Origin of the sequence: Lactobacillus sp. W8174, assembly GCF_016100975.1 — a bacterium.
Classification (GTDB): Bacteria; Bacillota; Bacilli; order Lactobacillales; family Lactobacillaceae; genus Lactobacillus; species Lactobacillus juensis.
This window is the reverse complement of sequence record NZ_JACFRN010000001.1, coordinates 26,112-51,786: the sequence shown is the minus strand read 5'-3', so window position 1 is coordinate 51,786 and position 25,675 is coordinate 26,112. Positions and strand designations below refer to the sequence as shown.

Genomic DNA, 25,675 nt, shown 5'->3' with positions numbered 1-25,675 from the left:
TAGCTCAGTCAATTGCTAAGCGATCAATGACCTCTTGATATCCGGGGTACTGTTTTAATAAGTCTGCTTTTTTAAGCATCTCAAAGTCATGATAATCAAATCCTGGTGAAACAACACAACTTACTAAACAAAAACTGTTTGGTTTAGTAACTTCAGATGCAAAAATGGTGTGTTTGGGAACTTTAAACTGCATACATTCTCCAGCTGAAACATTTTTGCCTAACTTAACAGCTGAATATTTACCATCTGGAGAAATACAATGAATAGTAATCGCTTCTCCATCGTGGTAATACCACATTTCATCATGGTTCAGTCGGTGAAAATGAGAACAACTCGTATCATCAAGCAAAAAGTATATTGAAGTGTAATAAAATCGATTCCCATTGCTGTCTTCATCATAAAACTGTTCATCACTAGTATAAACTTGCCTGAACCAGCCACCTTCTTGATGAGGTTCAAGATTTAAATTTTTGATATAGTCGTCTCTTTGCATTTTTTCTCCTTAATAAATGTCGAATAATTAAATTCCTTTATTATAAATTTAGCTCACTTTGTCTTTATTGTCAGCTTGTCAGCTAAAATTTTTTATACGTAAACAATCTCTATTGAAACTAATATTGTACATTCTTTATATTGGTATGAAACTATTATTCAAAATTAGTAGTGAAGGAAGTCTAAAACTTAAAAAGTGGTATGGTGCCAAAATTCAAGGAACATATCATCTTTTTGTTTATTTAAATTTTAGACTAAATAAATTTGCCTCATTTTGCTCTTAAAATCACTCTGTAAATTCAGTCCATTAATCAGGTAATTATCAAAATCCCCATAATTTTGCCTAATGGCAGAAAAATACCGTTCTAAATATGACTTTTGAACCGTTAAAGCTACAGCAACATCTTTTAATTGTGAACTTGTTAATTGGTCTCTTAGGTAGTCCAAAATTTCCTGATTTTCCTGCTTGCGCGCTTCAATAGTTTTTAGATAATCCGTTAAGATTTGATCATTACTTACTCCCAGGCTTTTCAAAATTAAAGCTGCTGCCACTCCTGTGCGATCTTTGCCTGCAAAACAATGAAATGCTGTCGGAACCGGATCATCTACGATAGTCATTAAAAATTGATGGTAGCCATTTTGAGCAGATTTCTGTAATGCTAATTCTTCATAGGTGGTAAGCATATCTTCTTCAGCCTGATTATTACCAGAAACAATTTCATCAACACTGGCTTGATTAACCTGAGCATCTTTTAAAACATCAATTACAACGTAATCTAATCCGGACCATAAATAATCCGGAAATTGTTTTCTTTCTTCCTCGCCCCTAAAATCAAAAACTCTCTTAATTTGATATTTATCTTGTACTTGTTCTTTTTGATAAGGAGTCAAGTTATACAATTGCCCACAGCGAAAAAGTAAACCGTCTTTTACTTTTCTTTCTGCAAATCCAGTGTAACCACCTAAGGAACGCCAATTAGTAATTTCCCTTGCCATTTTTCTACTCCAGTTATTTATTAAGTTTAATATTGCTTATTATAATTTTTAAGGCAAAATATTTCTACTAATGAAAAATTTTTAAAATAAAAAACCTGCTGGCAAATAAACCGGCAGGTCTGTTATAAATTTAAATATTAATTAGTATTCTCTTTGCTTTTATAAATACAGTTAAAAATAACAGATATTATTATAGCAACAAGCGAAACGAAGTAAACGCCTTTTAAAGCACTAAAAAGTACTTGTCTCAATTGTGGAATTAAGTTCGCAGATAGTTCTTGGGCTTTAGCTGATGAAACTATTTTGTTCATCATGCCTTGTGTCAAATTCGGATGTTTTGCAAGTTGATGTGCCACGACAGTATTAAAAGTAATACCAAAAATGGAAACCATCATAGTTTGACCTAAATACCTCATTAGAGTGTTAAAGGAAGTGGCAACACCAATATTTTCTTTAGAAACTAAAACCTGTGACCTGACTTGCGAAGCGGTTAGAACTCCACCAAAGGAAAAGCCATTAAGAGTTGCTATGACACAAAAGACCCAAAACGGAGTATGAATAGGAACAAGCAATAACATGCAGTCAGCAATCAGCAGGATTGTAAGCAATCCAAAGAAGGTTTTTCTTACACCCCAGCGACTCAACATGCCACCGATCAAAAATGAACCCACAACCCACATAACAGAGCTTGGAGTTACGGCAAAACCTGCAATAGTAGCAGAAGTACCATTAATCCCCTGCATCCAGGTTGGAATATAAAATTCAAAGCCAATAACTACTCCGGCAACAAGCAGGGTAATCATATTAACAGCCAAGAACTCTTTGCCCTTGAGCATTGACAGTGGCATAATCGGATCATCCGCGCGCTTTTCTTCATGATAAAAGATAATTGCGCTGACTATGATTAGTACAATTAAAGCAATAAGCATAAAAGGATTAAGAGTACCTAAATCTTGTAGTGTAAACATTAAGGTTAAAAGCAAAACAACTAACCAAAATGTTCCTTTAACATCAAGCTTTGTCTTTTGCTTATTCTTTGGTTCATTTAAGAAAAAGACAACTAATAAAAGTGCAATGATACCAATTGGCACATTAATGTAGAAAACCCAATGCCAAGAAAGATTTTGTACGATAAAGCCACCGAGTAATGGAGCAATGACTGAAGCTACGCCCCAAAAACCAGAATTTAGACCCAGCATTTTTGTTCTTTTTTCCAGACTGTATAAATCTGCAATTATGGTCATAGCCACCGGTTGAACGGCTCCAGAACCCAGACCCTGAATAACACGGAATAAAATTAATTCAACCATATTCTGAGCCTGACCGCAAAGAGCAGATCCAATCACAAAAAGAGCTATTCCAAATAGAAAAATTGGTTTACGCCCAAAGCTGTCAGCTAATTTGCCATATAAAGGAGTTGATACAGCAGTCATAAACAAAAAAATGGAAACAACCCAATTCATAATTTCCAATCCGTTCAGATCAGAAACAATTGTCGGCATTGCAGTAGAAACGATTGTACCTTCGATGGCAGTCATAAATGTCGTCATAAAAATCGCAATCATCACTACTCGTACATTTGTCTTCTTCACAATTACAACTCCTTCATTAGCTGCTAAAATTATTTATTTTCATGAACAAAATTTAAAAGATCTTGAACTTTATCAGTTTTCTCCCATGGTAAATCAATATCTGTTCTGCCAAAGTGTCCGTAAGCTGCTGTTTGCTCATAAATTGGCCGCCTTAAATTAAGCATTTTAATTATTCCCGCGGGGCGCAAGTCAAAGACTTTACGTACTGCTTTTGTTAAGAGTTCGTCACTTGCTTTACCTGTTCCGGCAGTATCAACCATAACTGAAACTGGATGAGCAACACCAATTGCATAAGCTAATTGAACTTCACAGCGATCAGCCAAGCCTGCAGCAACAATATTTTTAGCCACATATCTGGCAGCATAACTGGCACTGCGGTCAACCTTTGTCGGATCCTTTCCAGAAAATGCACCACCACCGTGGCGAGCATAGCCACCGTAAGTATCAACAATAATTTTACGTCCAGTCAGTCCTGAATCACCCTTAGGTCCACCAATAACAAAGCGACCTGATGGGTTAATCAGAAACTTGGTCTTTTCATCAAGGTATTTAGCAGGTATTACCTTTTTAATTGCCAAATCTATCATAGCTTGGCGAATCTCTTCGTTTGAAACCTGATCATCGGTCTGTGTTGAAATAACAACGGTATCTACACGTGTTGGTTTTTGTTTTTCATCATATTCAACAGTCACTTCTGCCTTAGCATCGGGTCTAAGCCAAGTTAAAGTACCATCTTTGCGTAGCTTAGCAACCTGTCTCATCAAGCGATGAGCAAGCGAAATAGGCAGAGGCATTAATTCAGGCGTTTCATTGATTGCAAAACCAAACATTAAGCCTTGATCTCCCGCCCCGATTTGATCAAGCTGATCTTCGTCAGATTGATTTTCACGCGTTTCAAGAGAATGATCAACGCCTTGAGCAATATCAGGTGATTGTTCATCAATATCAATTAAGACAGCGCAATTATTGCCATCAAAGCCAAGTTCTGGTTTATCATAGCCAATTCTCAAAACTGTCTTGCGAACAATTCCTTGAATATCAACATAAGCACTAGTTGATATTTCACCAAAGACATAGACAATACCAGTATTGACGATGGTCTCACAAGCTACATGAGCTTGAGGGTCTTTGGCAATAATAGCATCCAAAATTGCATCAGAAATCTGATCAGCAATCTTGTCTGGATGACCTTCAGAAACAGATTCTGAAGTAAACAAACGTTTTTCCATATTAGTCCCCCTATAGACAATAGCTATTCGGTTACAAGGCATCTCCACTTAAGGATCCTCTCAGGACTTGAACCGATTTTTTAAAATTTTCGTTCTATGTTCTTATATATACATTGATAATAAAAAAAGCTACCGCATGTTCGGTAGCCATAGAACGATGGAGGATACAGGGCTCGAACCTGTGACCTCCTGCTTGTAAGGCAGATGCTCTCCCAGCTGAGCTAATCCTCCAAAGTGACCCGTACGGGATTTGAACCCATGTTACCGCCGTGAAAGGGCGATGTCTTAACCACTTGACCAACGGGTCATTATTCTGAATCAAAGCACATTCAATAGTATACCTATTCTGAAAGAAAATGCAAGGATTCAATTTATTAAATCAATAAATAATGGCGGCGCGAACTTCCCTTCACACCACCATCATTATGGAGGATACAGGGCTCGAACCTGTGACCTCCTGCTTGTAAGGCAGATGCTCTCCCAGCTGAGCTAATCCTCCATTTTGTTGTCATCTCTCGACCACTCTTAATAATTTAGCATAAGTTTCTATTTATGTCTACATTTTTTTGAAATTTTTGCTTGATTAGTTCAATAATTAAAATTTTAATACCTATAAATATGTTATTTAAAAATGGTTTATTAGTTTGAACTTAATAACAACTATCTGTAATTTAATTTTTATTATTAAAGCAAGGCTTCACTTTATCCTAAAAAGATTTAATTCCTTTAGCTCACTATAAAACCAAATACGGTTTACTTAAATTATTTAATTTCATCCAAATCAGTTACTATATGTTTAGTCTACTCCGGCTCTGCACTTACTACATCTGAAATCCATATATCTTGAGGATTATCACCTGCAGCCATAAAGATCAGTTCCGGCTGGTCATCATCTTCATTCTCGATTTCTTCAACAAAAATAGTTTTCTTACTCCCATCTTTAAGTGTAAATGTAACATTTCTTGCACGAAAATTGGCAATTATTTCTGGTAAAGTCATTTTGTGCGGATCCATGATTAACCTCCATATTGATTTTATATAATTTTAGTTCTATTTTCTTTTGAAATCTGTCAAACAAGCAAGAAAGTGCAACTTAAAATTGCAATTTTCGTTTTTAAAAATTCACAGAATAACGTTATTTCTGAATAGACTCAATATGAAATAGCTCCTCCCAAAAGAGACTTTCCATGAAATATTTAGTTAAATTTGCGATAGAATTTTTTATACAGTTTATGCAAAAAATACAATATTTTAATCTGCATCTATATTCTTTCTTGTTAGCTTATTTTATAGATAGAAAATTTTTTTCTTTTTATAAAATAAAATTTCCAGCCTATGTCACAAAATGTATGCCGTTTATTTGGACGGAACAAGTATATAGTGTTTAGGCAAAAGCTAAATCTGTTAATATGTGATACTTTTTTACCTTTTGAAAAAGTAGGAATTAAAGGACATGAAATTAAGCAATAATAAAAATCAACAAGCCTTTTTATAAAAAATTGGTTTTAAGTTTTGCAATCTCAATGCTCTCTAATTTATCTAATCGAAAAGCTGCTACCAGGTTTTTAAATGAAAAAATATTCCTATTATTTTCTTGTAATAAAATACCAATTTTACTCAATATTCACAGAAGAATTGAAATCTGTATTCTTTTAATAGCAATATTAAATTTGCTACTCATTTTTTATCAATAATTCTGCTTTTTTAATAATCTTTTTCAAATCGTTGAGCCAGATATCTTTTTTCGTCTCATCGTATGCTTCTGTAAATTCAGGAATTACGTCATTTAAATCGTCTTCCATACTAGGATTATCTATTGCTAGTTGATCTGTTTCATCTGCAAAATAATCTTGAATGGTAAATGTATATATATAAAGATCTTTAGATTTAAATGCTCTCTTTAAAACATTAATTGCTTCTTTCTCACTAGCCTTCAATTTTACTCCGCTTCCTTCCTACTTCGTGTTGCATAATCATAGTTATTATTTTTCTTGAAGGTAAATTGTAAAATGAAGTTGAACACTTGCGCTGATTAGAAAATGAAAAAAGTCCATTGGACTTCTCTGATAGAATGTAATTACCAACCTAATTCTAGAAAGAAGTCTCCAATGAACTCGCTTAATTCTTCCATATCTAGTCACCAAAAGGGCCAACATCTTGCTTTGCAAGACCGCGTAATTATCCAAGTTTTACGCAGCCAAGGCCAGTCCCTGCGTCAAATTGCCCGTGCCCTCAACTGTTCGCCCACCAGGGTCAAGTACGAGCTTGAACGCGGCCAAATTTCTTTGTATCACGGCAAACGGTACCGCTACGATGCCCAGGCAGCGCAAAGACGCTACCAGATAAGGCGCTTAAACTGCGACCGTAAACAAGCTTTTCTAGCTAAAACCCGCTTCATTAAGTACGTTGAAACGCACTTCTTCAAGCAAGGCTGCTCGCTTGATGCCTGTGCAGGTCGAGCCTTAGCCAGCGGCGCAAATTCGGCCACTGGGAGTTCGACTTAGTTTTAGGACATAAAACCAAAAACAGTTCAAATGCTAATGGGACATGAAGATATTAAGATGACTTTAGACATTTATACTCATCTAAATGATCAAAATAAAATTGATGTCACTAATTCAATTAGGGAATTAAATATTTAGCTTTTTATTTTTTATACTTTTATGCCGTGCGAAAGCATAATAAAAGCTTGTAACAATTGATATTACAAGCTTCTTATTACTATTAGCGGAGTGTGAGGGCGCAAATAGCTAAAATTGTTGGAAATTATAGAATTTATTTCCCTATTTATTAGTAATGTTCCATAATTTTTAAGATGATAAAAACTGTTAAATATGAAGTTGGCGAACATTTTAGCGAACATTGCCAAATATCAAGTTACCTTATCTCAATATTGTTAATATTACTTAGCTCAACTTCTGTATCACCTATAACTATTTTATCACCATTGTATCTTTTTACCAACCCCACAATGTCGGGCTGTATCTTCTTGTCCAGAGTTTTTCCTTGAGCTGTACAGAAACCACCTTATTATTTGCAAATGCCTGCAACAATACCTGGCTAATCTCTACCTCAGACATAGTTTCTTTTTCGGTATATACTTTGGCATTGTTTTCTTTGTCACGATTAAGAGCAGCTATGTGGTCACTAAGCATGAATCCTTGCCACTTTTTCATACCTCTGTCTTGATAGTTCTTAAAAAAATTGTTGACCGTATCGTTAAAATTATTTTTCATTTTGACCACCAAACATTTGTTTGCTTTTATTATAAAATGATAGTGCTGAGAGCGCAATTCTAAAGGCTTTAAATATTTTTTAGACAAATAAATAACCGTCCTAGCGGTTAAGTAGGACGGCTTTATATGGTTTCGTTTTCTTTTTTAAAAATCTCCAGAAGATCTTTTGCCTTAATCTTCTTTCTTAAAAAATTAGGATAAGTTTTTGCGACTTCTTTATCAAAGTTTTCAATTGACATGTACTCAGGATTTCCTATTTCGTCAGGTTCGTTGACTGGAAAATAGTCGAAATATATTTCCTGACCATTCTCCATTACCTTCCAATATGCCCAAACATCAGTATTGCCGAATTCAGCAATATCTTTTTCTATTTCGTTAATCAAGCTGTTGGAGTCGAAAGAGTAGTACATTGATATTACCTGATAGTATCTGTGTATTCGTCAATTAGTGCTGATAAATTATTATTCTTCAAATTCAGGTCACGTGTCCCAATCTCGCTCATATCAAATTCTTGAGGTAAGCCATCGCCTTCAGTGTTCATCTTGAAGGTAACATCAACACGCTGACCTGAAGGATAGTTTTTAGAGTCATCATCGAAAATGGTTATTACATCTCTCTGATCGGCATCATTTAAACCGTAGTCAGCAACATATTCATTAATCTCATCTGCGTATTTCTTACTAATTGTTCTTAATTCTTAATTTTTCATTTTAAAATTTCCTTTCTTATTTCCTTAACTTTATAATTATATTATACACCTAAAAGGGTACATGTCAACTAAAATTATTCTCTTTTTTGAAGATATTTTTTTCTTTCTTCGATATATTCTCCCATACTATTCAGATCTTCTTGAGTGGCTAATTTAAGAATAAAGTTTTTAGCAGCAGACCTCTTATTAATATAAGCTGCTCTCTCGCGGTGATTAGCGTCCCATTTCTTATTAGCCTTAATTCTTGCCTCGCTTAATTTGCCCATTAAGTCATCTCCTAATTTTTAACTACTAAAACTAAATTATCTTCGCTGATCATTTTTTGTTGTGCTTTAGCTATTTTTAATGCATCATCCCAAGTTTCCATATCACCATCACTTGCCATATCGTCAAACGGTTCTCTAGCATCTGCAACTTTGAAGTATTTTTTATCTAAAACAACATAAGTGCCATAGTAGCCATCGAAGTATTGCCAATTCTTAAGAAACATGCAGTGGTTACGATCTAGTTTTAGTACGTAGTTTCTCCAGCCATTATTATAGTTGACGTAGCTGAAAACATTGTCACGGTTAATTCTGATTAAGACTTTGCTTTCATCATCATTAACCTGATCCTTGAAATCCCAATATTTCTGTGATTGATCTTGAAATTTAAAACCTTTAAATCTGTATTGATTAAAACTTGTAGTAGACATTTTGAAAATCCTTTCTTGTTTCCTTAACTTTATAATTATATTATACACCTAAAAGGGTACATGTCAACTAATTTTTGCTATTTTTTTCAAAAAAAGTTATTATTATTTCAGAAGTTCCTTTCAAACTTCTTTGACTTTATAGCTCCCATTTGGGAGTTTTTTTTTGCACAAAAAATAAGCCACCCAGAAATTAATCTGAATGGCTTAATTAATATTATTTAAATTGTCCCATTGCTTTACCATACTTGTCTTTGCCAACAATATAGCCGTAGGCTTTAGCTCGTGGCTGTCTTAACCATAGTCGTTTTGGTCCTTGCAGAACTGCATCGTATTTAATTGCACTGCCCTTTGGCAATTTAGCAATCGCTGGTGCGTTTATATGTGGTGACGTGTGCAGCTTAAGTGCTTTGCCTAAAATAAAAGTTCCTGGTTTCTTAACCCAGCTTGATTTTTTACCTGAACTTTTAGCTGGTTTCTTTGATAACACTACTTTACCGCCAACTCCATTAGCAATATCATGGGCGAACTGTTCCTTGCTGATACCGATACTGGATAGATAGCCATAAGGATCGCTGTGGTCTGTATTGCCCAAATTATGCGTTACCCAGTTGTGCGTTTTAACGCCACGTTTGGCAGAAGTATCAAGAGTTAAAGGAATGCCATACTTTTGAGCATATTCACGAATCAAGCCAATATAGTTACGGTAGGCCTTCTTAGCCCTTGCTTTATCAGAGAACTCGCACAGCTCTATTTGCATTGGCGATCTTTGATTTCCATAATAGCCACAGCCCCAGGCTACATAGCCTAAGCCGCCAACTAGGTAGCATTCTTTGTCATCAACGACTAAATGCACGTAGGTTTGTGCAGTGTTAATGCCAGCCTTCATGTTATGGGCAATAGCCCACGCTTCACCATTTGGCGTTGCAGTTGAATGAGCTACAATAATATCTCTTTTAGCAAGAGCAGATGCACCCTCATTGGCAGATAATGCGTATTTTTTATTTAGCTTCATTATTGATCACTTCCTTGTCAGCTTTAGCTTTGTCGGCATTGATCGTCTCGGCTAGCTCTTTTTCAGCATAGGCTTTGATTGCTTCTTCAAGTTCGGGAGTAATATTAATACCATATTTGCGTAAAACGTTTGCTACACTAGTTACAACAATATTCATTTTGGCAGGGCCATTATTATTGGTAGTTTCGGCTTGATGAACAAATGCTGCAGCTAAATCAGGTATCTGTGCCAGCCACTTATTCTTAATAGTGTGTTTTAGGCTGTAAAGTTTAAAACCAATCCAAACAACAATAGCTAAGGCAATTAGACCATAATATCCTAAATTTAAAACTTCACTAATACTCATTTTTTTAAATCCTTTCAATAAAAAAAGAACACTACTTAGTGTCCTCTAACTTTTTCTTTAATCTTTCGTATTTTTCTTCAAGTTCTATGCGTCTTTTTCGCTCGTTTTCATAATCTTCAGCAAGATTATCCCGTTCTTGTTGCAGCGTTTTAAATTTATCTCCATAGTTTTCATGGTGTGTGGTATGAAGTGACGCAAGCAATGTAGTTATAGCTCCAATCAGAGCAGTTATTACACTCACTGCGCTGACAAAAAAGTTCACCAAACCACCCCTTTAACTTTTCCAAGCTGCTCTAATTATGAGGATAAAAATCAACACATCGCCAATAACAGTATGTGCCATTTGCGTCTGACCAGCTAAATTAGCATGCCAAATTTGCGTAAATGCTAACATGCATATTACTGATCCACATAATATTAAAAATATTTGTACCCAAGCCTTACTTCGATTGCCAGTTATGGCCATTACTAATAGTCCAAATCCTAAAATGGTGATAATAAGGTCTAATCTTTGGTCATTCATTGCTTGTGTTAATTCTGGTGGCCAGAAAAAATAATTGCGATCGACCCATAAAGAAACTCCAATCGCAATAATACCTGTTGCACCTAGAAACTGTTCAAAATTATTATCAATATTATGACAAAGTCGGCGCAACATAGTTATCACCCGTTATTTTTTGGTAATCTTTATCTGTTAACCAACCTAACTGCACAAAATAAGCCACATCAGCTTTACCATACATTTTAGCCTCATAAAACTGTGTGACTAGCGCTCTATAAATATCATTAAGCATTAGTAGTGCCTCCATTCTGTTTGCTATCGGTAGTAGTTGGAGCCTTAGGGCTCGTTGCACTGCCGATTAGTTTCAGCATTTCAGCCTGTCCCTTAGCAATACCGCTAAGTGCATCCTTAATATCAGTGTTATCCTTAGTTACCTGCTTGTCTGATTGTTTTAAATCTTGAATCGATTTTTCAACGTCAGTTAATCGTGAGCTATTGCTTTCAGCTTCTAGCTCAACCCATCTATGGTTTGAATAATCCCATTTTGGATGTACTAGATTAACTGGTGGCTCTTCAACGATTACTGGCCAGAAATTATCATTATGTTTTTCTGAAAGCAAGATCGGTTCACAGTCGATTTTGTCATTAGAAATATATCCAACCTGCACCCACAGGCTGTTCTTGTCAATACGCTGTTTTAGAGCATTAGACACATCTTGCCAATTTTTCTCTGTATTTTCGCTATTATTAGTATTAGTTGTTTCGTCTGCCATAATTTTCTCCTTTTATAAAATTGTTATCAATTTAGCCTCAACCCAATATGGTGCCCCTGTAGCATTATGTTGAGTTATAACGTTTCCTTTTAACCATAAGCTTGGAAAAGTATCATTAGCACTTCCTATACGGAAAGCAATAATTTTGACTGTCTGTGTAGGATCATTCTGTGTGCTATATGGATATTCTTGCGAAACAGTACCATCATCATTTTTTAATGTAATGGTATAATAACTAGAAATATTGCCATTGTTCATAACCATACTTTTGCCAACTAGCCCATCGTGGTTAAGGTCAAATTGCCGACCTCTGAAAAATAAATGGTTGATTAGGTGACCATTACCATCATTCATTTCATCTAACATTTCATCACTTCCTTAATTCGAGCTAACTAAAACATCTGGATTATTTGCTGAATAAGTTTTTGCATCGCTTATCGAGTTTGAATAATGATAAGTTTCTTTATTTTCGAGCGCTGAAATTCTGTTTAAAGCTGTACTAATATCACTCTGCATCGATGATATTGGTAGCTTATTAATAGTAGTCTGCAAGCTATCATGTGCTGATTTAGCATCGGCTTTTGTTTCATATCCACTTAAATCAGGATCAGGTACAGTAATATTAGCAATGCCCTTATCGTCAGGACCAACTGCTGTACCGCCATTAACGCTAATTTGCTTTAACGGGCTGTAGATGTTTTTAAGATTGGTAAAGCTGACAGTGTAATAGGCATTAGTGCCATATTGATAACCAGCTCTGTACCAGCATTCAAAATTAAATTTAGTTGCCTGAAACATGAATTGCTGATAATAGTTAATAGAGTTGTCAGGATTATCACCCTCAAGGACAGCTACATAAGTTTTGCCATCAATACGATAGCCATCTGGTATTTTTGATTTATCAAAATTTAAACCATTTTTTGAAAAATAAATCCCTGGTTCAGTGAGCGAATCAGGGTTAATTTTATTATCTTCTAAAATTGGATTTGAAATGGTATGGATTTTGCCTAAATCTTTGTCAGATGCAATTTTGAGAAAGTCTTCCTTACTGGTCGCATCAGCTTTGGTGCGCACGTATGTTAGGCTCCCTTGACCGTAGTCGCTGATGTAGACAATTTGCTCGTACGTTTGAGCACCATTCCACTTTGGCACGTCAAATATCCAACCATATAAATTGCCTTGTGTTGAGTCAAAGTCTGCCATTGCGCCATCAGACTGTAATTGGCACCCAAGAAACTTGCTTATCCCTACAGTAGAAAAGGTATCAAGGTTAATTTTCGTATTGTAAATATTATTGCCACTATCGCTATTGAGCGCGGTAAGGCTTTTAATGTCATTGCTAATTTGACTAACCGCATCTTTTATCACAGTAGGAAATTCAGCCTCAAGATTGATTTTAACCTGGTTAATTGCTGCATCCAGCTGCGTTTGGCTGATTAAACCTGTTTCTGTTGGCTTGATAACGACTGTTGCATTGTCACTACGTGCAAATGCCATGTTAATGTCCAATGCTGAAGTTGAAGCACCACTGGAACCAGCTACTATAGTCTGTTCAGCATCGCTTGGTGTGACAGCTAAGAGTCTCTCCTGGTCGTCTACGCTTGTTTTAGCAAACCAACCAATAGAATTAAATGTAATATCTTTAGTTAATTTTGCATTATTAAAACTTGCCGAAACAGTAACCGTGTTGTCATTGATATCGGTAACTACTACTGGAGTCGACATCTGCTCGTCATCAATCGATGTTAATGCTCGCTGTTCATCATCGGACATCCCTTTTATGTCTTGAGCATAAAGGATTGCCTTTGTGTAGGTTATTTTTCCCTTAGCGCCATCCACTGCTGTTAGCATTTTACTACCTTCAGCAGTAAATAAAGTGTGTCCATATCCTTGCATTTATATCTCCTTTCTATTCTGCTACTAAATTAACTTTTTCAGTAATTGTTGTAGTTGCCCCCAGGTATTGCAATGCGTCAGTTCTTGTATCAAAGCTGATTTTATCTAACCAGATGCCCAGAGCGACTAGCTCCTTGAGGTTTTCCAATATTAAGCGTTCAGTTTTTAGACTATCGACTTTGCTAAGTGGTATCTGAATAATTATGTGACGTACTCCATTCTGAAACACTTTGACTCCTTGCTTTTTTTGCAAAGCTGTTTCAGAAATGTTAACAATACTAGGTACAGTACCTTGAGATTTTGCAACTAAAGATTTGATATAAATTAAAAAGCGGTAGAGTTCGTCATCATGATTTACCCTGCTAGCTTTAAAGTCTTCACCAAACAAATCCAAAGTTGAACCACTGGCAACATTTATTTCACGGTAATTTTCAACTTGCTGAGCCGTTGCACTGATGTCAGTCATTGGCTTATTTAAAACATCTATTAGCTGCCACAGGTTAGAGCCATTGTAGTTAGCCCAATACTGAGATACTTCTGCTAATAGTTCATCAGTACTGGTAGGAGAAATTGCATTGGTATCATCAACCATCAACTACCACCTCCACATGGTCAGCGTCACAGACGGGTACCTCAAAGCGCTTAGTGTTAATATCTGAAATGCCTAAGCTGTCCTTTGATGTCCCTATCTGAATAGTGGCTTCTTCAACCCCTGATTTGTCATAGACGTTTGAATATAACTTGGTTAAGTAGACTGTCTGTCCCATTTCTAGGCTATTAATCTTTTCTGCAATATCAGCCTTAATATCAGCAATATTATCGTCACTATTCCAAGATATATTGGTTTTAACATTTACCCTAACGAATATTGGCTTTTCAGTGGCACTATCAAATTTAATTGTCTTAACCACGCCACTTTCGTCCGCAATGTTAATGGCTTTTGACCCAGTTAAAGTAGTACCAGCTGCAACATGGTCGTTTAAAGCCTGAGCTATATCATGGTCGTTACCACCTAGTACATAAACATGAACAGTGTATGGTGGGTTGCCATACTCGTCAACTTCATCCTTATCGTTATCTACTGCGTCTGCATCCCTAACACCTGGCAAATTGAGCAATGCAGACCTAATACCATTTCTCGTTGGACCTTCTTTTGCAGCGTTCTCCATTATCAACCGTTTACGGAAGTCCTCATCAGTTTCATCATCTTCACCATCTGTTGCTGGTTCAGGATTAGTAACATCAAGAATAGTATCATCTGGATTGGAAACAATGGTAACTGTGTTAGCCAGTACGTTGTTCATCTTGCCTGTTTCTTCTGATTCTAGGTTTCCTGTGCCAGTCCAATTGCCATCTTTGTCCTTTACCGTAATTACATCATCGGTTAATTCAAAAATGATACCATCATCTGTTTCGAACTCTTCGCCAGATTGTATGAGATATTCGCCATCAGTTTGAATAACTATTTGGACGTGCGACTTGGTTGCAATCTTCCTGGCAACTCCGATATTTGCTCCTAATCTGTCCAAAGCCGTATCACTAGCGGTTGAAAAAAAGCCTGAATAATATACCAGCTCAAGCTGTTGTGCTATCTCGGTTAGTCTCCAGGCAAACATTTCAGCAATTATGCCAAAATTTGAGTTTGAAGACAATGCAATATCATCCCCGAACCTCGATTTAAAATCGTCTTTGATTGAATCTAGCCACTCTTCATAGGTTGGAGAAATGAAGCCCTTATCGGTTATTCCAAATTTAATCGCCAATATTTAAACCCCCTTCTGCTGTTTCGTTTGTACCATCATCCAAAGTTACATTAGCTTTAAACTCAACTTTTAACCCACGTTCTGGTAGTTTCTCAAAAGTAACATCTGTTAACTCATTAACTTCGGGAACGTTCCGCTCAATCGCATCAGCAATATCAGTCTGGGCGATATTTTTTTTGAAATTTTTAACAAAAAAGTTAGTGTATTCAGTTCCCTGATCGGGATCTAAATTAACCATCTCCCCTAGATGAATAGATAGAGTAGCCTTTATTCTTTGTGAGACTTCATCTATCCCATCAACTGTTTGTAAATCGTGAGTGACAGGATCAATGACCAAATCCCCATGGTCGTCAACTTTCAAATCTCTCAAAAAATATCGCCCCCTAAAACACCAATGACAATAGCGTCATTGGCATCATGTGATCTTGAGGTATCTGTATCAAAGGCATTGCCCGAGCCATCCCAGTTGGTGCTATCGTTGTCTAGCACTACTGTCACGACAATGGCTCCTTTTTTCATCACCTTTTTCTTAGGTAAACTTATACCGTTCTGCTTAAGCCAAGCTTCTCCTGATTTAAGACTGTCAATAAACTCGTCCATCAAGTAGCAATTGGCAGACACTGGCACGTCAAGATATTGTGCGGACTGTTGACCGTCTAGACCAACAGCTAAGGGCTGTATGTCTGCCACATGCTTTTTATCATCATAGCTGATTACCCTGGCAATCTGAGCGCACTCTATTTCAGACATAATTGCTTCTTTAAAGTTGCGCATCCCTTGGTAAACTGCATCCTTAGCTGCTATGTGTGCATTAGCCATACTTGCTCCTCCTATATTTTAATAATTGACATCTGCGTCTGGGGATTGTCTCCATCAAAAGAGTGCTCCCCTGATTTTACGTAAAACGAACCTTTAAGAAACCTGCTCTTCATCTTGACACCCACATTGGTAGTTACTTCTGGAATAAGTGGCGTAATAATTTCCCACGCATTATCCTTGTCTGTATCTTCGCTAAGAGTTGGTGGCTGTATCAGATCATCATCATCAATCACAATCCACGAACGTTTTTTGCTTTTAGGATTCACAATTTCAAGATTGCCTCTGACATAAGTCATTTTTGAACCAGTTTTCTTAACGAGTTGCTTCAAGAGTGTCAAAGGTTTGCCCTTTGCTGTGTATGACTTCTTAATAGTTGGGTTCTTGGCCAGCTCAATCTTGGCAAGCTTTACGTTAGCCTGTGCAGCAACACCTTGGATCAGTTTCTTATAACTAGTACCCTTACGATAGGTCTTATTAACCATAACTGTTTTAGTCGCACGTGTTTTTATACGCTTTTTCTTAACAGTTGCTTTAATCCATTTTTTCTTACCGCTCTTATAAGTTTTATAATGTCCCGGAACATTGGTTTTTACCGTTTTATATTTGTTTATTTTTTTCGTCTTTTTAAGTCTTAACTTTCGGGCTTGTAGATTGTTGTAATCTTTACCCTCTGTGAAAGTAACAATCTTAGATGTTGTCACACCATCGCTTTGACCTTTTTCTACTTTAGAAATAAAACCTTCGGCAATTAGCTTTTTGCTGGTACCCCAATTAAAATAGAGCAAAGCCTTTTGCTTTTTTTTGTAAAAAGCATCGTGTTCTTTGCTCATATTGTAAATAGTTACGGTATTGTCTTGCGGGCTTGGTGTATCCGAAAAAGGAGCAGTAAAAATAAACGGATAATTTTTTTCGAACTTCTGCTCGTTGAGCAATGTTTGTTTTTCACCACTACTGTTTTCAACAACAAACCACATGTGAGGGTTTTTCGTAACTATAGCCATTAATATGACACTTCCTCATCCGTCTCATCATCAGCTGTTTCATCAGGATCATAACCTAAGGGTTCAATTGTAGGATCAACTGTTTCAGACCCATTAGGATCAACCACATCAAAGTAGAGCCTGACGTTTTCGCCAAAGCTTCCCCTACCTGCATCTGCTGCCTGTCCTGTCTCATCCATTACTCTAATGTCAACACGAGGCAAGCGTGGATCGGGAATATCGATGCCAACAAGCTGACCTAATATTAACGGCTCCTGCTCAACCAGTGTTTCGCCATTCTTCTGGATTGTTATGGTGTAGAAATCAGCAAAGCGATTATAATCGACACGCATAACGTACTCTTCATCAACTATATTAATGTCAAAGATATCAGGCAGATCATCGACATCTATATCAATGTAATCTCTCATATTTTTCTACCTAACCCTTATCTTCTTACCTGCATAGATCTTATTAGGATCCTTGATCTTGTTAACCTTAGCGAGCCATTTGACTGACTTGCCATATTTTTTAGACAAAGCCCACAACGTATCTCCTGGCTTAATAGTCAACGCAGTATACTTCTTAGTACGCTTGCCCGATTTGGACTTGGAAGCCTTAGCCGACTTTTTGCTTTTCCCTGACTTTGTGGAAATGGAGGCTGCAGTGACATATTTAAAAGTAATAGACACGTGCAGGTCATCTTTTAACCCCGGGTTATCTTTATTTAATCCCGATATTATAAGATGCGTGTAATAAACAATGCCTCCACGATATGACAGCTCCACGCAGTCTTCTGCCCATTTTCTTAAAGTAACGTACTTGTCGTGCGCATTATCACCATTTTTGCCTTTTAAAATACCTTCAACTGTTATCCCACGATCAGACATCCTCGCATAGCTAGATCTTGGAGTGCCTTTGTCTACTGGCCATGAGGTAACGTTTACTGAATTGCTCTCATTCTCATTATCAGAAGGCAAAATATAGATAATCTTAGTACCATGCTTGGTTGCATTGGTGGGATAAATGGCGCACTTGCCCTCATTAGTCCATTTGCTATCGTGCTTTTCCAACTTAGATGCGATCTTGTCATCATACTTTTTCTGCTTCTTTTTCTTGTTCAGCTTTGAAAGCTTAGAAGATGCCTTTGTGTGCGCACTTTTCTTGCGTTGATAATTCTTGTCATCAGCGTTTTTACGCTTCTCAGCTTTTTTTAGCTTTGCCAAGCGTGTAGCCTTAGCTCCAGCAGACTCATTTTTCGGAACTTTTTTTAGCTCTCTGACTGCCTTGTCAGACTTGCTTTTCTTCTTTTCAGCTTTTTTCAAGGCTGCTTTAGCTTTACTTTCTGCTTTTTTAGCTTTTTTGGTCGAAGTTGAAGATTTAACAGTAACTAGCTTGTATTTATAGGACACATTCAAACTCCTTTCCATTCATCCAAAAAGAGGCAGCACTTAAGCCACCTCTATTTGAACTATCCAAAGTCTAAACCGATATTTTCGAAATACTGTGCAATCTTTCTATCAATGATATCAGCATACTTTCTGGCATCACTTTCTGATGAAATATTGCCGTTAATGTTAATAGTGACATTAGGTGACATTCCCACAGATTTAGGCTTTTTGATTTTAACTTTTTGCAAAACTCGGTCTAAGCCAAAATTCTTGGATTGTTTGTTAGAGTAGACGTGAACCGGCTCTTTAAATCTTGCAATTTCTGGTCCTTTTTCACCAACAAGCACGTTCTGTCCAACAGGAGGATTACCACCTTCAGCATAACCGTGGCCATTGCCTAATGCTGAAAGATCAGAGCCATACTTATGTTTTGCATAATTTAAACCTGCATAGATATTGTCGGGACCGTTAAAGATATTGCCTGCACCTTTGCGCTTGTATGCATTAAACGTAGCACGCTTAGTTTGCATCAGTCCCAGTGCTGGACCTGAACCATCACCGTCAGGATCAGCTCCTGGCTGTTTGGCTGCAGGATTGCCTCCTGATTCTGTCTGAATTTGGCGCAAAACTTTGTCGACCATGCCTTTTGATGTAGACAAGTTAAGCATCCCTAAGATACGTTTAACTGTACCTGCCCAACGTTGAACACCCTCACCGCCAATGTTAGCTCCGAGCGCTCCTTCATCGCCAAGCTTATCCTTGATCCACTTAATTGCACCTGCACCAAGCTGACTCTTAGCTAAACTCATCAGTCTTCCTGACGGCTTTGCATTATTAGACTTGGCAGAAGCATCATGCAGACCTTTGACACGGTAGAAACCATAGCCCATTGAGGTATCGTCTGATATCCGTGATACACGTGCACTAGGTGGCGTCTCGTTGAACATGGTGCCAGTTTGTGGGTTCTTAATAATACCCACGTGTCCTGCTGCTCCAGTTCCATGACCAAAGATAACAAGATCACCAGGTACTGTCTTAGACAATGACTTACCTAAATATTCAGTACCACCTGAGTGTTGCATATCGACCGTTGACCGACCAATATTGACGTTGAAGTGACGCAATGCCTGCATTACCATGCCTGAGCAGTCGCTTGCCATTTTTGAAGCAGCACCCATGACGTATCTTACACCGCTGAATGTTGCTTCTGCGTATTTCAGAAATGCTTCACGACTACCGCCATGCCCATTTCCTGCGCCAATAGCATTGTCAATAACAGTCCACATTGCATTAGTCCACGGCACACCATATTTTGTACCTGAATTTTTAGCTAGGTCAACTGTGCCAGCCGTTATGTCAATCTTTCCTCGATTAAGCTTGCTTGAGAACATATTGGCAAAGCTCTTAGCAGGGTTTGCTTTGCCTCTTGAAACTAACTTTTTCAAAAAGCTGGTGGACACTCCACTACCTTTAGCAAAGTGTGGCATCCCCCAGCTATTAGCTAGGCTTTGTGTTTGCGTACCATTTAGGACAGCATCGTTCTTCTCAAGTGGAAGAATACGGTTATTGCCACGAGGAATCCAGATATCGCCAGAACCTTTGACAATTGCCTCTTGACGTGGACCTGACTGGGCATCGTTAACCATAGCCAGCGTGTTGTGCGTTAAGCGTCCATTTGAACCTGCTGCAAACTTAACAGGCTTAATGACGCTGGCGTTACCGCCAAATTGACTTAGGACCTTGTCAATACCACTAATACCACGGTTAATCTGATCAATCGTGTCTTGCATGGCATCTTTGGCATAGCCTTTCATCTTGTCAAGTGCTTTGCCAAAGCCTTTAGATGTTGATTTAGCTAAACTAATGGTGCCATCGTGCAGGTTGTCCATCTGAGAGTGGACACCTTTGCGCATAGTGGTGTAGTCCTTAACTGTACGTACACGTGTCTTTTTAGTCTCTTTGCCAGTTTCTGCTGTTATCTTTGCCCATGAGGAAGTAGTATTTTTAGCTACTTTATTGAGATTAGTATTCCCGTTAGCATATCCTTTAAGAACATATCCTTGACCTAAGCCACCATGCAATACCTTGTGGGTATCTTTGGCATTAAGGATATGCTCATTAGCATGAACTTTGGCTATTTCAGGACCATTAGCGCCTAGAATACGAGCATGGCCACCATTAACGGTATATGCCAGCTCTGCTCCACCTTCTCCAACAAGGGCAGTGTGGGTAGACCTAATCTGCCCACCTCGAGCATGTGCTTTAACTGACTTAGTAGCTGGCTTAGTGAAATTCCCAATAGCTTTGCCAACACCACCAGCCCATTTGTCAAAGCCTTGTTTCTTGTCATCGAACCAAGAAGTAAGTCCATGCCATTGGTCTTTAAACCAACCAATGACACTTTTTACTCCTTTCATAAAGCCATTAAACATGTTTTTGGTTGACCAGCCGAGGTTTTCAAGTGACCAGAACTTCTTTGGTGGCTTCTTAGCCAGCCATCCCTTGGTTAGAGCTTTTCCAGCATTAATTGCTGTACCATAGACTGTCCTGTTCCACAAATTATGTGAAGTCCACCCTAGGTTTTCTAGAGACCAGAACTTCTTAGGTGGCTTTTTAGATTGCCAACCTTTTTTAAGACTGTTAACAGCTTGACCTGCTGCCTTGCCAGTCTTTTTGACCATGTCATGAGTTGACCAGCCTAAGTTTTCTAGGCTCCAAAACTTTTTAGGTGGTTTATTAGCCTGCCAGCCTTTGGTGAACTTGTTAACCGCTTGGCCACCCCAGCCACCGACAACTTTGCCAATTTGGGAGCCAACGGCTGCGCCTAAGGGTCCGCCAAACCAGAGACCAATACCACCACCAATGCCAGAGCCAATGCCCTTGCCGATATCTTGGCTACGCTTGTCAGCTGAATGACGATCGTTAAAAGCATTGACAAATTCAGAGCCTGCATCTATTGCGACACCTGCTCCTGCTAAACCAGTTCCAATTTTTCCTGCTGTGGTAAGACCTTTAAACCCTCCAGCTGAATGAGCCGATTTCATCATCCCATTCAGCGGAGTAAAGTTAGAGCCATTGCCAACTAGGCCTTTAGCAGTACTGATTTTTTCTAACGCTTTCTTAGCATCACCTAAAAAATTGATAAATTTGATGCCTTTGCTTACCGAATATCCGGCTAATATAGCTCCACCTATAGTTTTAAGTGTGCCAGTGTGCTTAGTTGACCAATCCATAAAATTAATCAAAGCGTCAGAAACTTTGCTAATTCCACCAGCCACATTTTTCTCAAATTTTTTGCCATCTTTTGTCGTTAAAAATTTGGCCAGCTTATTTCCCGCTTTGTTTATAACAGGCAAGAACTTAGCTCCCATTTCAACTTGGAAGGCGGATATTGCTTGCTTAGCCTTAGCAACCTGCATTTTTGCAGTTTGTCCATTCTTAGCTGCAAGACGTGCAACATAGTTACCTTTACTACCTGCTTTTTGCGTACTATTGGTTAACTCTTTTAATTCTTTTGTGTTTTTCGCAAGAATTATTGCTGCTTGCTGTCCTGTCGCTCCAAAAATAGATTTAAAAAATCCATTTGATTGAACAGTATCTTTACTATGAGCTTTTATTTGTTTATAAATTACTGAAAGGTCATGAGATAGTGGCTTAATTTTTCCACGAGCATCTACTATATCTGATCTTTTTACACCTATTCGATCAAAAATAGATTTTTTGCTGCCAATTAGGTTTACTTGATTACCAATACCATTAATTACTGATCTAAGTCCAGTACCTGCTTTATCGCTTTCTAATCCATTGTTAGAAAGAACGCCCATTGCGGACGCTGTTTCTGCTAACGAAACATTAAGAGCTTTAGCTGCGGCACCAACATATGACATACCAATACCAATTGTTGAAAACCCGGTTGACGTTGCATCAGCTGAATATGCCAGCTCGTTAACTGCCATTTTGGTATTTTTAAGCATTTTGGTCGTATTTTTAGCTCTTAATCCAAATGAATCTATAACTTGTGAAGAAACCGTAGTTACATCCGCAAACTTGTCACCAGAAGCTACAGATGCCTGTAACTCACTTTCCATGGCTCCAATTGCTTGCTTTGTGGTGTAGCCACGTTTTACTAAATCTTCATAACCTTCTGCAATAGCTGACTGAGATTTACCATACTTTATAGACATGTCACGACCCTGTGATTGCATGGTCATTACGGATTTAGTAACCTCTTTAGCTTTTTCACCGCCTAGAGTAGCTAGGTTAGTTATTTCTTTGTAGGTCTGTTGCAGATCACCAGCTTTTTTTGCACCAGAGATAGTAGCTGCACCAACTGCACCAATTGCGCCTGCGGCTACAGTTGCACCACCTTTGATATCAGCCCATACACTATGCAGCTTGGACTTCATTTTTTCAGTAGCATCATCTACCTTTTTAGTAGCACTGACTAGTCTGTTAAATCCTGTTGGGCGTAGATTTTGAATTTTAGAATTAAGATTATTAACAGCTGTTGCGGTCTCATTAATTCTAATTTGCTGTTTTTGATAAGCACTACTTGCTACACCTGATTTTTCAGCAATTTTGCTTAACTGAATTTCTAAACTTTTTTGCTTAGAAGTGAGGCTAGAAACAGCTGCTTGATAAGCTTTAACACGCTCGGTATTAGCTTGATGAATTCTGCCCTCTGACTCCAGTCTTTTGACATATGAAGCAGTGGCACTGTTAATATTATTGATTTCTCTGGGAATACCGTCAGGGACGTGCATCCCAGAGAACTTTTGATTAACTTTACCGAGAGCTTCATATAATGCACCTGTGGCCTTATTAGCTTTTTCAAGTTCACTAAAATCAACATTAACATCTAAGCTATATCCTTCGTGATTACTAGCCATTAACCATCCTCCTTTCTTCTAAATTTTTGCAAAATAAAAAGCCATCATTTATTGAATGGCCTCATCCCTCATTCTGTTTATTTTTTTCCGCCAAATGCAATGCCAATACCATTGCTTGTGGCGGCTTCCTTTATTTTATATTGAATTTCGATATCCCTGTTAACTATTTCTTCCATAACCAACAATTGATCACCTGTAGCATGATCAACTAGTTCTAGGGGAACACCATGCATTACTAGACGTAGCTGACGCTCAAGTGCATCAGCTTTTCTCTTAACTTGGGCTTGACTATAAGTTGCCTTCAATCCCTGCGTTAAGAAAGGATAATACCGTTATTGCAACTTCAGCTAAGCCAGCGTGGGAATTCCAGTAACTGTCAATAGATTGGACTTTAGGCATAACGATTACGTCTTTAATAGCCTCCTCCATCAAAGTGCTGTAAGCAATATCTCCAACTGATTTTCCTGTTCCAGCAATGTCCTCGATTTCTAGTGCCCTAGCAGCACCTGGATACTGTAGTGTAATTGTATATTCTTTTGAGGTACCTTCACAGATAACAAAATCTTGTGTCTTTCCCATCATATTTGCAATTGTTGAAGACTCTGCCTTCTTCTTTGCCGAATTCTGTTTAGCATGAGCTTCAAGTGCTAGTTCCGAATTAGTCTTTTTGGTTTCTGATTTTTTTGTAGTTGCCATTTAAATTTATCTCCTTTGTTACTGTGCATCCCATCAGGGCTTATATTAACTAACAATCCTTACATTTCATCAACGAGTGGTGTTTCATCCATGTACAGAGCCTTTATCTGCCAAGCTTGATTGGACGCTTCAGCGCCACCAGTTGAGGTTGGCTTTTTGGCAATCCAACAGTGCATTGCAGATATATGAATTGATGAGGTTACAATATCGACTGGGAAGTTTCCGGTCTCTGCTAATTCATGCAGGAGTTTAGCTGCTGGTGATGTTTCCACCATATTAAGCGTTATTGTTCCGCCATGCTTTGCATTTTTTGAGGCAAAACCGTTGCCCTGTGCGTCTTGTTTAACGGTAATAGTGTCGTTATCATAGTCTGCCGTATACATTGTGTCTTCGCCATAAGCGTACAATTGATGGCCATCTACCATAACAACGGTATCAGCCGCATTATAAGTTTTAGTGGCTAAACCTGTTAATACTGAATTTTGTGACATGTTTTATCCTCCTTTATTGCAAAATAGTGTCTGAATCAATTGTTCCGTGAACTGTTAGGGTATGAATTGCACCTGATGCATGGTAGGTGAAACTCAAACCACCATAATGACGATTAGAAAGGTCTTGTGCAGATTGTTGTTCTCTAGGTGTTGCACTAATTGAGAAGTCTGCCTTGCCATTAGCATCGGCTTGAATTATGCCTTGCTCATACGCCTTGTTTAAAACTTGAGTTGCTGCACCCAGCACCAAATTGATGCCAACTTGGCTATATGGAACTTTGCCATTGTTCTGCAACAATTTTTCCATTGCTGATTCCATGTTGTTCTTAACCCAGATAATGCCATGCACTGTATCAATGTATTCTCCAGACAGCGTCTTGCCTTCGGTAGTTTGGTCTTTGCCAAATACAGTTGTATAAGCGACAGCATTGACCTTGTTGATACCAACTAGCTCTGTGGCTGTTAGGCTTTCAGGCGTAATGCCATTAAGAGTCTTAAACTTCCATGTAACTGAGCCAACTGGCAGTGTGGCAATTTCGCCAACAAAAGCTGCATCCATTGCCTCAGCTGTGTCATGTTTTAAGCCAATAGTGTAGTTTTGACCTTGTAAAGCAACTAAAGCCGATACATCATTGGTTTGGATAACCAAAAAATGATCTTTGTTAGCTTCGAAAATGTTAGAAAGCAAAGTCAATTCAGATTGTTGATCATCGCTTTTAGCTCTTACTGCAAATGTCCAATTGAAGAACCAGAATGCACCTAATGCATCCAGCTCTTTTCCACTAGGTATATCCAAAATCGCTACCCGATCTGAGTGGTATTCTTGTGCAAAATATGCTTCTGCCTTAGCCATAACATCTTCGTTTTCTGAGTAATCGACTTTTACTGCGTCTAATGACGCATATTCACGGTACACAGCACCAGTGGCTGTATCAGTTTTGCGTGATAGCAAACCATCCAGTCTTTCCTCTTCTGAAATACTGTCCGATGGTGTTTCTGCTTGATCCGTTGGTGCGCTGGTATTGCCAGAGCCACTTTGTGCTGGCGCACTTGATAATTGATTAATGATTAACAAATTGCCTAAACCAACTGTAGGCTTAGGTCTCACAATAGACATCACAACGTCAATATCGTTCGGTCTATCGTAGGCTACTATTGTGTTTGCCATG

General features: G+C 38.1%; 32 protein-coding genes, 3 tRNA genes, 1 pseudogene and 1 riboswitch. Of the genes and pseudogenes, 2 read left to right on the top strand and 34 right to left on the bottom strand.

Annotation, left to right across the window (positions count from 1 at the left end):
- Positions 1 to 4: 4 nt before the first annotated feature.
- From H3U49_RS00395 to H3U49_RS00355, 9 genes are all read right to left on the bottom strand, one after another.
- Positions 5 to 493, bottom strand: a complete 489-nt coding sequence (locus tag H3U49_RS00395) for a cupin domain-containing protein (RefSeq protein WP_198178763.1) — start codon at positions 491 to 493, stop codon at positions 5 to 7.
- A gap of 248 nt (positions 494 to 741) precedes the next feature.
- The gene (locus H3U49_RS00390) at positions 742 to 1,488 is read right to left on the bottom strand and encodes a tyrosine-protein phosphatase (RefSeq protein WP_198178761.1); all 747 of its coding nucleotides are present in this window, start codon (positions 1,486 to 1,488) and stop codon (positions 742 to 744) included.
- 137 nt (positions 1,489 to 1,625) lie between these two features.
- Positions 1,626 to 3,080 carry an MDR family MFS transporter gene (locus tag H3U49_RS00385; RefSeq protein ID WP_198178758.1) on the bottom strand — a complete coding sequence of 485 codons (1,455 nt, stop codon included), beginning with the start codon at positions 3,078 to 3,080 and terminating at the stop codon, positions 1,626 to 1,628.
- A gap of 29 nt (positions 3,081 to 3,109) precedes the next feature.
- Positions 3,110 to 4,309: a methionine adenosyltransferase gene (gene metK / locus H3U49_RS00380; protein WP_198178756.1), complete on the bottom strand. Its 1,200-nt coding sequence runs from the start codon at positions 4,307 to 4,309 to the stop codon at positions 3,110 to 3,112.
- Positions 4,307 to 4,387: riboswitch (SMK box riboswitch) on the bottom strand. Its footprint overlaps the gene before it by 3 nt.
- A gap of 80 nt (positions 4,388 to 4,467) precedes the next feature.
- Positions 4,468 to 4,540 (bottom strand) — tRNA-Val (locus tag H3U49_RS00375).
- A 4-nt stretch (positions 4,541 to 4,544) separates the two neighbouring features.
- Positions 4,545 to 4,616, bottom strand: a tRNA-Glu gene (locus H3U49_RS00370).
- A 119-nt stretch (positions 4,617 to 4,735) separates the two neighbouring features.
- Positions 4,736 to 4,808: transfer RNA gene (locus tag H3U49_RS00365), tRNA-Val, on the bottom strand.
- Between the two features lie 302 nt (positions 4,809 to 5,110).
- Positions 5,111 to 5,323: a hypothetical protein gene (locus H3U49_RS00360; RefSeq protein ID WP_198178754.1), complete on the bottom strand. Its 213-nt coding sequence runs from the start codon at positions 5,321 to 5,323 to the stop codon at positions 5,111 to 5,113.
- Positions 5,324 to 5,982: 659 nt separating this feature from the next.
- Positions 5,983 to 6,246, bottom strand: coding sequence for a hypothetical protein (locus H3U49_RS00355; RefSeq protein WP_232347674.1), 264 nt, complete (start codon positions 6,244 to 6,246; stop codon positions 5,983 to 5,985).
- 102 nt (positions 6,247 to 6,348) lie between these two features.
- Between H3U49_RS00355 and H3U49_RS00350 the strand changes: the two genes are divergently transcribed.
- Together H3U49_RS00350 and H3U49_RS09970 are read left to right on the top strand one after the other, a co-directional pair.
- Entirely contained in the window at positions 6,349 to 6,813 is a 465-nt protein-coding gene (locus H3U49_RS00350) for a helix-turn-helix domain-containing protein (RefSeq protein WP_198178752.1), read from the top strand.
- Between the two features lie 6 nt (positions 6,814 to 6,819).
- Positions 6,820 to 6,951, top strand: a pseudogene (locus H3U49_RS09970) (tyrosine-type recombinase/integrase); the annotation flags it as partial.
- A gap of 315 nt (positions 6,952 to 7,266) precedes the next feature.
- Here H3U49_RS09970 and H3U49_RS00345 read toward each other — a convergent pair.
- From H3U49_RS00345 to H3U49_RS00225, 25 genes are all read right to left on the bottom strand, one after another.
- A complete protein-coding gene (locus H3U49_RS00345; RefSeq protein ID WP_198178750.1) occupies positions 7,267 to 7,632 on the bottom strand; it encodes a hypothetical protein in 366 nt (121 codons plus the stop codon).
- A gap of 35 nt (positions 7,633 to 7,667) precedes the next feature.
- Complete coding sequence (locus tag H3U49_RS00340) at positions 7,668 to 7,955, bottom strand: hypothetical protein (protein ID WP_198178748.1); 288 nt, start codon at positions 7,953 to 7,955, stop codon at positions 7,668 to 7,670.
- 5 nt (positions 7,956 to 7,960) lie between these two features.
- Positions 7,961 to 8,086 carry a hypothetical protein gene (locus H3U49_RS09915; protein WP_255528818.1) on the bottom strand — a complete coding sequence of 42 codons (126 nt, stop codon included), beginning with the start codon at positions 8,084 to 8,086 and terminating at the stop codon, positions 7,961 to 7,963.
- A 242-nt stretch (positions 8,087 to 8,328) separates the two neighbouring features.
- Complete coding sequence (locus H3U49_RS00335; RefSeq protein WP_198178746.1) at positions 8,329 to 8,520, bottom strand: hypothetical protein; 192 nt, start codon at positions 8,518 to 8,520, stop codon at positions 8,329 to 8,331.
- A gap of 11 nt (positions 8,521 to 8,531) precedes the next feature.
- Positions 8,532 to 8,948 (bottom strand): hypothetical protein, encoded by a 417-nt coding sequence (locus H3U49_RS00330; protein ID WP_198178744.1) that lies wholly within the window; start codon positions 8,946 to 8,948, stop codon positions 8,532 to 8,534.
- Positions 8,949 to 9,162: 214 nt separating this feature from the next.
- Complete coding sequence (locus tag H3U49_RS09840) at positions 9,163 to 9,960, bottom strand: N-acetylmuramoyl-L-alanine amidase (protein ID WP_232347675.1); 798 nt, start codon at positions 9,958 to 9,960, stop codon at positions 9,163 to 9,165.
- A complete protein-coding gene (locus H3U49_RS00315; protein WP_198178742.1) occupies positions 9,947 to 10,306 on the bottom strand; it encodes a phage holin, LLH family in 360 nt (119 codons plus the stop codon). The genes H3U49_RS09840 and H3U49_RS00315 overlap by 14 nt, the downstream gene beginning before the upstream one ends.
- A 31-nt stretch (positions 10,307 to 10,337) precedes the next feature.
- Complete coding sequence (locus tag H3U49_RS00310; RefSeq protein ID WP_198178740.1) at positions 10,338 to 10,568, bottom strand: hypothetical protein; 231 nt, start codon at positions 10,566 to 10,568, stop codon at positions 10,338 to 10,340.
- 12 nt (positions 10,569 to 10,580) lie between these two features.
- Complete coding sequence (locus tag H3U49_RS00305) at positions 10,581 to 10,964, bottom strand: hypothetical protein (RefSeq protein ID WP_198178738.1); 384 nt, start codon at positions 10,962 to 10,964, stop codon at positions 10,581 to 10,583.
- Positions 10,942 to 11,100, bottom strand: a complete 159-nt coding sequence (locus H3U49_RS00300) for an XkdX family protein (RefSeq protein ID WP_187154318.1) — start codon at positions 11,098 to 11,100, stop codon at positions 10,942 to 10,944. Before H3U49_RS00300 ends, H3U49_RS00305 begins: the two co-directional genes overlap by 23 nt.
- Positions 11,093 to 11,581: a hypothetical protein gene (locus H3U49_RS00295; protein ID WP_198178736.1), complete on the bottom strand. Its 489-nt coding sequence runs from the start codon at positions 11,579 to 11,581 to the stop codon at positions 11,093 to 11,095. Before H3U49_RS00295 ends, H3U49_RS00300 begins: the two co-directional genes overlap by 8 nt.
- 12 nt (positions 11,582 to 11,593) lie before the next feature.
- A complete protein-coding gene (locus tag H3U49_RS00290; protein ID WP_198178734.1) occupies positions 11,594 to 11,947 on the bottom strand; it encodes a hypothetical protein in 354 nt (117 codons plus the stop codon).
- A gap of 12 nt (positions 11,948 to 11,959) precedes the next feature.
- Complete coding sequence (locus tag H3U49_RS00285; RefSeq protein ID WP_198178732.1) at positions 11,960 to 13,477, bottom strand: hypothetical protein; 1,518 nt, start codon at positions 13,475 to 13,477, stop codon at positions 11,960 to 11,962.
- A 13-nt stretch (positions 13,478 to 13,490) separates the two neighbouring features.
- Positions 13,491 to 14,069 carry a DUF2612 domain-containing protein gene (locus H3U49_RS00280; RefSeq protein WP_198178730.1) on the bottom strand — a complete coding sequence of 193 codons (579 nt, stop codon included), beginning with the start codon at positions 14,067 to 14,069 and terminating at the stop codon, positions 13,491 to 13,493.
- Positions 14,062 to 15,240, bottom strand: coding sequence for a baseplate J/gp47 family protein (locus tag H3U49_RS00275; protein WP_198178728.1), 1,179 nt, complete (start codon positions 15,238 to 15,240; stop codon positions 14,062 to 14,064). The genes H3U49_RS00280 and H3U49_RS00275 overlap by 8 nt, the downstream gene beginning before the upstream one ends.
- Complete coding sequence (locus H3U49_RS00270) at positions 15,230 to 15,610, bottom strand: DUF2634 domain-containing protein (RefSeq protein ID WP_198178726.1); 381 nt, start codon at positions 15,608 to 15,610, stop codon at positions 15,230 to 15,232. Before H3U49_RS00270 ends, H3U49_RS00275 begins: the two co-directional genes overlap by 11 nt.
- Positions 15,607 to 16,059 carry a hypothetical protein gene (locus tag H3U49_RS00265; protein ID WP_198178724.1) on the bottom strand — a complete coding sequence of 151 codons (453 nt, stop codon included), beginning with the start codon at positions 16,057 to 16,059 and terminating at the stop codon, positions 15,607 to 15,609. The genes H3U49_RS00270 and H3U49_RS00265 overlap by 4 nt, the downstream gene beginning before the upstream one ends.
- An 11-nt stretch (positions 16,060 to 16,070) precedes the next feature.
- Entirely contained in the window at positions 16,071 to 17,060 is a 990-nt protein-coding gene (locus tag H3U49_RS00260) for a hypothetical protein (protein ID WP_198178722.1), read from the bottom strand.
- Positions 17,060 to 17,470: a hypothetical protein gene (locus H3U49_RS00255; protein WP_198178720.1), complete on the bottom strand. Its 411-nt coding sequence runs from the start codon at positions 17,468 to 17,470 to the stop codon at positions 17,060 to 17,062. Before H3U49_RS00255 ends, H3U49_RS00260 begins: the two co-directional genes overlap by 1 nt.
- Before the next feature lie 6 nt (positions 17,471 to 17,476).
- Positions 17,477 to 18,451, bottom strand: coding sequence for a LysM domain-containing protein (locus tag H3U49_RS09985; RefSeq protein WP_198178718.1), 975 nt, complete (start codon positions 18,449 to 18,451; stop codon positions 17,477 to 17,479).
- Between the two features lie 59 nt (positions 18,452 to 18,510).
- On the bottom strand, positions 18,511 to 23,319 hold the full coding sequence (locus H3U49_RS00245; RefSeq protein ID WP_198178716.1) for a phage tail tape measure protein: 4,809 nt from the start codon (positions 23,317 to 23,319) through the stop codon (positions 18,511 to 18,513).
- Between the two features lie 77 nt (positions 23,320 to 23,396).
- Positions 23,397 to 23,624, bottom strand: coding sequence for a hypothetical protein (locus H3U49_RS00240; protein WP_052060307.1), 228 nt, complete (start codon positions 23,622 to 23,624; stop codon positions 23,397 to 23,399).
- A complete protein-coding gene (locus H3U49_RS00235) occupies positions 23,608 to 24,015 on the bottom strand; it encodes a hypothetical protein (RefSeq protein ID WP_198178714.1) in 408 nt (135 codons plus the stop codon). The genes H3U49_RS00240 and H3U49_RS00235 overlap by 17 nt, the downstream gene beginning before the upstream one ends.
- A gap of 59 nt (positions 24,016 to 24,074) precedes the next feature.
- Positions 24,075 to 24,506: a hypothetical protein gene (locus H3U49_RS00230; protein WP_034979972.1), complete on the bottom strand. Its 432-nt coding sequence runs from the start codon at positions 24,504 to 24,506 to the stop codon at positions 24,075 to 24,077.
- 13 nt (positions 24,507 to 24,519) lie between these two features.
- Positions 24,520 to 25,674 carry a DUF3383 family protein gene (locus H3U49_RS00225; RefSeq protein ID WP_198178712.1) on the bottom strand — a complete coding sequence of 385 codons (1,155 nt, stop codon included), beginning with the start codon at positions 25,672 to 25,674 and terminating at the stop codon, positions 24,520 to 24,522.
- Position 25,675 lies beyond the last annotated feature (1 nt).